Below are 6,959 nucleotides of genomic sequence, written 5' to 3'. Positions count from 1 at the left end.
AAATTTTCAAAATTCCGTCAATCAATTGCTTGGAAGCATATAACAAACTGGTGGGGAAATAGATAGGCGTAGCGGGAGACCAATTTCGGATAAATCCAATTCTTTCTACAACCAGTAATACGTTTTGTTCATCATTGAATACGCGGCGTTTGGCCGCACGCGGACGGTCCTGGTCGATTTTTCGCGCCCACTGACGCTAGTCTTGAGAGTTCAGCTATCATGAATCCGATCACCTTGGTTGTATCAATCGCTTTTGTCGTCGCCGCTTTCGTAGCAGGCGAATTCGTAAGTCTGTATCTGGCACCTCCACTTTTCATCATAGCGATCCTTGTGATGCTTTCAATCAAGATTGCTAACGTTTGGGAAAAATTCGTTATCCTACGCGTAGGGAAGCTACAAAGTGTCAAAGGTGCGGGATTTTTTATGATTATCCCTATAATTGACAGTGTGGTTGCGATAATTGACGAGAGAATCCAGACAACCGCCTTCAACGCGGAGCAGGCCCTCACCAAAGATACGGTTCCGGTCAACGTTGACGCTATAATTTTCTGGCATGTCAACGACGCGCAGAAGGCTGCATTGGCAATCACTGACTACCGCCAGGCAATCGACCGAGTTGCGCAGACGTCCCTTCGCGAACTGATCGGCTCTACCATGCTAGCCGAACTATTGTCGGATCGCGCCGCAGCGGACTCTCATTTAAGGGTTGAGATTGGCACTAAAACGGCGCCGTGGGGAATCTCGGTCGGATCTGTCGAAATACGTGACGTGGCAATCCCAGTCGCGCTGCAGGATGCCATGTCGCGTCAAGCACAAGCGGAGCGGGAAAAGCAGGCACGGGTGATCTTGGGATCGGCAGAAGCAGCTATTGCTTCAAACTTCGTTGAAGCAGCCAGAGTGTATGAAACGCAGAGTGGAGCGCTTCAGCTACGGGCGATGAACATCATTTATGAAACGACGAAGGAACGCGGTGCAACCATTCTGATGCCGACTTCTATGGTCGATAGCTTGAACCCTACACTGGCCCTCGCTGTCGCCGGACATGATCTCCCCTCGCCGGCCGTAACTCCATTGATTAAGAGCGCGGCTTGAGGCACCTTAACGCTTTAAATTAAAGAAAATAGTTTCGCAGGTTGTACGCTTGCGCCGTTTTACTACATTACGCCTTTCGCCGCGACGGCGCATGTAGGCGAATTAAAGTCTCCTTCAATTCCTGGAAAATTTGCGACGTGCTGTTGATTAGCTTTCCAGCCAGGGTTGACCCGATTGGTTAGCCAGTATCTGACAATCGGTTGAGCGCTTGAACAGCTAGCTCATAGGCGATATCGATCTGATGTATCAGCTTTTTGGAGTAACCGTATGAAACCTCTATCTTTCGCGAACAGGTCACATGGATGTGTCTGGCTTATGAAGCTGATCTTTCATCCACGGATTCGAACTATCACCCTGCATTCCTCTCGACCTGTTGGATGCTTGCCATTGACTCCGGCTTTTGTTTCGGCGCACGCGCGAGGGCAACGCACAGACGTAGGAAGGTAGCCGTCGACACGTTTATGCTCGATTCGCTATCCGGCTCGCTGCCGCTACCTGTTTTTCTGTACGGAACAACGCGTCTTGGAATCTTAATACGTAATGCGAATTAGATTCGTGCAGGAAGGATGCCCGCACATAGTCCTGGCTAACGCTGTCGCTTAGGGTTAAGCATTTGGCACGTTGCCGGTCTGAAGGCCGCTGAGTAGTTTCCGACCCTGCCCAAACCTTGTCTCGGCGACTACATTGGATAAAGGCTGCCTGGATCGATGTTCTACGTTTACGTCGGCCCAAGACATAAGATCGCTACAAGAATGTGAAAACCATGAAACGCTCTACATTTGTTGCCTCCATGGCAGTACCTTTTTGTGTTGGTATTGCGGTCACGGCATGTGCAACGCTGTCTCCTATGGCTGTCGCCGCCGTCTCTCGCACCCCCGACGAGACGAGCAACTCCGATGCGAGGGCAGCATTGACTTGCGTCAGCGATCTCCGGGCGCTAAAAAGCCAGATGGGAAAAGACGGGTACTGGCTAGGCGGATCGGGATACGGGTACGGATATCCGATGGGTAATTCTGGCTACGGCTGGTACGGTACCGTTGGCGGTGGCAATCCAGCCGCCAACGGATACGAGAACGCACGGCCAGGTTATGAGGTTCGCACCCTCCTCGCCGCTGCTAACATCCTCGCACAACACGGCCATCAACAGGCGTGTGAAACCGTCGTTGGCACGACCCGCGGCATTTACCAGCTTTATGTAGCAGACCTACACCGCATAAGTGTGCCGATCGTTGATGTACCGTACTGGCAACAGCGGCAGATCGCCGCGGCGCAACCCGTTACCGGCCAAAATAAATCGTTCCGCTCCGATGAGTTGCTTGGTACCGAAGTTCGCAACCCAAAAGGCGAAGCACTCGGCAGCATCGAAGACCTGTTGATGAGTCCACAGACTGGCAAGATCGCCTACCTCGTGATTGGCCGTGGAGGCGTGTTCGGTATCGGCGAAAAGTATGTCCCTGTTCCATGGGACAGCTTCGAGGCGACTCCTAACGTTGACCTACTCGTCCTCGATGCAAGCGAGCAGACGATGAATGGGGGCCCGCAGGTCGCAGACGGCCGAGCGATGCGTACTAATGGCTTCGAGCAAAAGAGCCAGAAGGTAGATGAATATTGGAAAAATCATATGTCGAACGCTAAGGGTAACTAACCTTGGTGCCGGTTAATTATATCGACCATCTCCACGAACGGTCCGACGCTCGCATGGCGCATCAACGCGTCACTAAATAACTAGCAAACTAGGAGTATTGCTATGACACAACCAATCTGGGGCACCTTGTGCGGCGTGACGGCATTGTTCTTCGCAGCACTTTATCTGCGTAGTCAAAAAATCCTCGAACTTCGAAGAGTACCGCCGAACCGCGCCGCCGCACGGTATCGCATAAACGATTCAATAAAATAAGGACCTTTCACGCATCCGAAACGATTGATACCGGATGTTCGTTTAGGAGTCGATTAGCTTCTTTCGCTATGGCTCGGTGTGGCATGCTAGTCGGATGGTGAACGAAAAGAAAGCGCACCATTTTCGCAAAATTCGAACCGCATCGTTCCTATATTCCGACAAGCGCTTAGCGATAAGCTGCCCGTGCTATCCAGCAGTCTTGTTGCCAAACTGTTCAAGATCGTTGTTATGTTTTTCCAAAGCTACATTGGGCCGTTTTCGAGGTGGAACATGGAAGTCTTTGTACGAGTGGGATCGCGTGACTTTTCCGCAATATTGGAGAGGGACGGGCTTGTCATACTAAAGGAGGGGCATAGAGAACTGACGCGCCTCACCTTGAACGATGCATTACCGGTACTTGCAGAAGGGAACGACGACGCCGGCATTCTTGATTCAACGATCGCTGGTATGTTGCGTGCACTTGTAAACTCCTATGCCCGTGTCACTTGACAACCCCGCGTAGGACCACGGGCCGGTTCCGGTGCTTCCACTTTCCTACGTAAATTGCATGACCGGCTTCGGTTAAAAGCGCTGATTCCCGCACCTTCACTTCCCACTCGCAGATTGATGAGACTTTTGCGCCGGAAAAAAACGCTAGAACGAGCCTATGTCAAAAGGCGTCCGGCTATTTCCGTCGCTGCATCCTAGTACAGGATCCCGCAAATTAGCTTTAATAGTGATCTGCCTGTAAATAAGACTGCGCGAGCGTGACGACCCCTGAGCCATCTCATCGAGCGGCCGTGAGCCCGGCATGAGGTCCCATCTCCCACTATGGCTTCGAAAGACCGCATCATAAAGGTTCCGGCCGAGTTCGGTCAGCCGAAACACGACCATCGGATCCTGATCGTCCAAACATTTGATCAGCAGGCGGATAGCCCGGATACGGCATTTGGAGGGGCGCGCTGTCCGATCCTGCAGGGACGAACACCCTTGACTGGTCGGCAAGCATACCTCTGGGTGGCAAGAGGCAGAGATATTGGCCCGACACAACACCGTCAGATCTTTTCTTCGCCAAGCGGGTGCTTCACGACATCTGTGGCGCCTACTATTCGCACCCTCACGCTTGGGAGCGAAATCGGCTTTGGTGGCCCCGCCAATCCCCGCGGTTATGTTCGCATTTACTTTGATCGACGCGATCCCTGGGAAGCCACTGAGGCGAAGCCGGACGACGAAGGCAAAGCCTACCAGGAGAATCGCCGTGCCCGATGACGCTCAGCATGAACCCGTGGCAAGAACGGACGCGCGCCTGACGTTTTCCATCGAGCCGGGTGGATACCGATGCGCGAATATCCGCAAGACGAAGAAGTTGATTTCGCGATTGTCGGTACTGGTGCGGGCCGCGCCACACTCGCATGTTGCCTCGCGGAAAAAGGATTTAAAGTCGTCACCTTCGACGCAGGGGCGTGGTGGCGCCCTCTCGAAGAATTCGCCTCCGACGAAGCTCACCAGTCAAAACTATACTGGACCGATGAACGCATCTGCGACGGCGAGGCCCCCCTAGAACTCGGATCGAACAACAGTAGCAAAGCGGTGGGTGGTAGCACGGTGCATTTCGCCATGGTGTCGTTGCGCTTTCGACCAGAGTGGTTCAAATCGCGCAGTCTGCTTGGCTACGGCGCCGACTGGCCGCTCGACTGGCGCGATCTCTTTGTACGAGTAGAGGAAAACCTTGGCGTTCCTGATGGTGCAGCCGTCGATACCCAGGGTGGATACTGGTGTGCATTGCACGGCGCGGGGCGGCTTCGCCGCTACACTGCGGATGGGGCGGTCGATCGCGATCTCCCGCTGCCTGTGAGCCAGCCAACGATGTGCGCGTTTGGCGGCAAAGCGCTTGATGTAATGTACGTGACGAGCTCGACGGACAAGCTAACGCCGGAGCAGCGCGGCAGCGAGCCTCTTGCGGGCTCGCTGCGGCGTCTTCCCCCGGTGGAATAGGAATCGTCCGACCGCACTCGTTGCTTTAAAATTGTGAATGTGACGGTCGTAAATTCCGTGGCTTTAATGCTCACGCCGTTCCGGCTATCCTCGAGAGCGAAAGCAAAACATAAACGATTCGGTGCCCTGAATTACTTAATGATGACGTGGATGTTCTGAGTGTCCGACCCATCGATGGTGTCCAGTGCCAGCCTCAGCTTTACGACCTTGAATTTTCCATCGTTTTCACCGATCTGAGATAGATATAACTTCGTACCCTCTTTCAAGTAGGCCATCTTTTTTTCCTTGGAAATGGTGACCGCCGGGCTATCATCGGTGGATCGAAAAAAGCTATAGACATATGTCATGATATTTCCCCTATAAACGATGATTCTATGCTCATTGCGGAGAGATCCGTCGCTTATCAACCCTCACGGCGGCCTCAATTAGTCCCAACCCAACGAGAGTTCCCTGTTGATAATTTCGAACCGAATTCGGAAGAGGCATCCGATACGAAATCTGCCAATTTACTCCGCACGAAGACGCATCCGCCCAATCGAATCGCTTCCTTGACGTCAATCGCCGGGGCCGACCATCGAACTGGAGCGATACATCTTCGCTTTGAAGTATCCTAGAGGCTGCAAAACTTAGCTAGCGGACGCAGAGAGACCGAAAAGGAGAGATCGGCCAGGGACGCTATGCTCGGATGCATTAACGTCGTAGCAGCTAGATTTTGTACTATCCCCACCCGCGCATGGGCGCCGCGACGCCAGCTGGTTCACTTGTAGTATCTCTTTGCCGCCACCCGACGACGCTCGTCATGAGCAGCAATTCACCTCAAGCGCATCGCCCGTCAAAAATGAAACGCACGTCTCTATAGAGAGTAATCCTCCCGAGAATCGCGGGAGGCCGATCCATACCCGCTTTTGCCACTTTATGGTCAAAGCGATGCCTTCCCATCGACGTCGAATATCCAGGCTTCACCGCACAAATTACTCTACTACAAAGGTTAAGGTTCGGCCGGTACAACTCCGATTATGGCTGCGAAATCGGTGGCCTTCAGGCTCGCGCCACCGACCAAGGCACCGTCGACTTCCGGCAACGCCAGGATGGCTCCCGCGTTGTCGGGATTGACAGAACCGCCAAAAAGGATGCGTATCGTGCGCCCTCGCGTCCCTAAACGGGAGACAAGGCACTCGCGGATGTGCTCATGCATCTCGACAATTTCGTCCGGTGTCGGCTCTTGGCCACTTCCGATCGCCCACAGTGGCTCATAACCCACTGCGTTGACGGACATGCTCATGCTGTCGGGCAGGCTCGCAGCGATCTGGTTGCCGCACACTGCGATGGCTTTGCCATCCTTTCGCTGTAATTGCGTCTCACCGATGCAAATGATCGCCAGCAGTCCGGCGCGCGAAGCGGCTTCCACTTTTTTCGCCACCACTGCGTCGGTCTCACCATGATGCTGTCTCCGTTCGGAATGCCCGAGTATTACCGTGTTCGCGCCCGCGTCTCTGAGCATCTCCGCACTGATGTCTCCGGTGAATGCGCCAGAGATCTCGCTGTGGCAGTTTTGCGCTCCAATAGCGATGCGACCTGCGGCCAAACTGGACGCGCGGGCGATAAGCGTCGCTGGCAGGCACACCAGGACGTCCGCATGGGTCGGCCTCAGCTTCACCGACGCGGCAATCGCCTCAATCTCGGCAAGCTGAGACGACAGCCCGTGCATCTTCCAATTTCCCGCGATCAGCGGTCGCATGATCTTCCTTATTTTGTTACGGTCGGCGGTTTGCAGCGGAAGGCCTCTTCCGCCGCTTACGTTACATGTGTGTTCCTCCACTGGGTTTCTAACACGTGGGGGTTGTTTTTGACCGATGCCTGCTGCAATGTCGTTAAGGGCTAACGGACAGCGATGAATGCATGCTGTTCCACAGTGCTATGACTTGGGTACTGGGATGAGCGGCCTCGTGGCCGAGAATGCTCAACGAAGCCGCGCCGAGCGCGAAATGTCGACCCT

At 54.0% G+C, this 6,959-nt stretch carries 3 protein-coding genes and 3 pseudogenes; 5 read left to right on the top strand and 1 reads right to left on the bottom strand.

What is annotated here, in order from left to right; all coding sequences use genetic code 11:
• The first annotated feature begins 219 nt into the window (after positions 1 to 219).
• The 5 genes and pseudogenes from BSU04_RS25015 to BSU04_RS48585 all read left to right on the top strand — a co-directional run.
• Positions 220 to 1,092 (top strand): slipin family protein, encoded by an 873-nt coding sequence (locus tag BSU04_RS25015; protein ID WP_089163103.1) that lies wholly within the window; start codon positions 220 to 222, stop codon positions 1,090 to 1,092.
• A gap of 763 nt (positions 1,093 to 1,855) precedes the next feature.
• On the top strand, positions 1,856 to 2,737 hold the full coding sequence (locus tag BSU04_RS25010; RefSeq protein ID WP_089163102.1) for a PRC-barrel domain-containing protein: 882 nt from the start codon (positions 1,856 to 1,858) through the stop codon (positions 2,735 to 2,737).
• 1,283 nt (positions 2,738 to 4,020) lie between these two features.
• A pseudogene (locus BSU04_RS47900) lies at positions 4,021 to 4,237 on the top strand (gluconate 2-dehydrogenase subunit 3 family protein); the annotation flags it as partial.
• Positions 4,238 to 4,252: 15 nt separating this feature from the next.
• Positions 4,253 to 4,705: pseudogene (locus tag BSU04_RS48590) on the top strand (GMC family oxidoreductase); the annotation flags it as partial.
• Positions 4,706 to 4,720: 15 nt separating this feature from the next.
• Positions 4,721 to 4,963 (top strand): annotated as a pseudogene (locus BSU04_RS48585) (SMP-30/gluconolactonase/LRE family protein); the annotation flags it as partial.
• 988 nt (positions 4,964 to 5,951) lie between these two features.
• On the opposite strand, the gene tpiA reads toward BSU04_RS48585, so the two are convergent.
• A complete protein-coding gene (gene tpiA, locus BSU04_RS24985) occupies positions 5,952 to 6,701 on the bottom strand; it encodes a triose-phosphate isomerase (protein WP_086383155.1) in 750 nt (249 codons plus the stop codon).
• Positions 6,702 to 6,959: the final 258 nt, after the last annotated feature.

Source organism: Caballeronia sordidicola (assembly GCF_002220365.1).
GTDB classification, from domain to species: domain Bacteria; phylum Pseudomonadota; class Gammaproteobacteria; order Burkholderiales; family Burkholderiaceae; genus Caballeronia; species Caballeronia sordidicola_C.
The sequence above is the reverse complement of the archived record's forward strand: the minus strand, read 5'-3'. Positions and strand labels throughout refer to the sequence as shown.

Excerpts from the sequence above, each read along its gene's own strand:
- BSU04_RS25015 (WP_089163103.1), top strand. The coding sequence starts at position 220 with ATGAATCCGATCACCTTGGTTGTATCAATCGCTTTTGTCGTCGCCGCT.
- BSU04_RS25010 (WP_089163102.1), top strand. The coding sequence starts at position 1,856 with ATGAAACGCTCTACATTTGTTGCCTCCATGGCAGTACCTTTTTGTGTT.
- tpiA (WP_086383155.1), bottom strand. The coding sequence starts at position 6,701 with ATGCGACCGCTGATCGCGGGAAATTGGAAGATGCACGGGCTGTCGTCT.